Consider the following 616-nt stretch of genomic DNA (forward strand, 5'->3'; position numbering starts at 1 on the left):
TCCACGCGGCCATGCCCGCCCGGCGGCCGGTTACTCCACCGGCGGGGCCGCCGGGCCGACGGCATCGGCGTGGCCGGTCCAGCCGTCGCGCTCCGCCCTCCGGTAGCTCGGCGCCTGCTCGTCGGCATGGGCGAAGGAAGCCAGCCTGACCATCTCCTCGTCCCGCCGCGCGAGTTCAGCGTCCCGCCAGGCAAGCTCGTCCGCGAGCCGCGCGACCACCGCGTCGACCTCGGCCATCCGGTAGCCCCGGAACGCCATGTCGAACCGAACACCGGCGAGGTCGGCAGCGGACACGGTCAATGCCGGCAGACCGTCACCGGCCGCGTCCGGCGGCGCTGGCGACAACCGGTCGAAGCGTCCGACCGACAGAGCCGCGACGGCGAAGACAATTGCGGCAACAACCACTATCTCGACGACGAGCAACACATCCACGATCGTGGCACGGGTTGAGAAATTATGCCGCACCCGCCACCCCGACAGCACGATCACCGCTCTTTTTCACGCGGACGCAGGCCGGCGCAGGCTCCGGGCGGGTCCGCCGCATACGTGGCCGGCGGATAAGAGCGCCCGGCAACAGGGGTGTGGATCCTCGAAGCTTCCAGCGCCGGCCGCTAAA

The 616-nt window shown here is 70.8% G+C and carries 1 protein-coding gene; it reads right to left on the reverse strand.

Annotation, left to right across the window (positions count from 1 at the left end; genetic code table 11):
- Positions 1–30: 30 nt before the first annotated feature.
- Positions 31–489: a DivIVA domain-containing protein gene (locus MJ785_RS12385; RefSeq protein WP_239380939.1), complete on the reverse strand. Its 459-nt coding sequence runs from the start codon at positions 487–489 to the stop codon at positions 31–33.
- Between the last annotated feature and the right edge of the window lie 127 nt (positions 490–616).

Origin of the sequence: Protofrankia sp. CiT1, assembly GCF_917627335.1 — a bacterium.
In the GTDB taxonomy this organism is placed as follows: domain Bacteria; phylum Actinomycetota; class Actinomycetes; order Frankiales; family Frankiaceae; genus Protofrankia.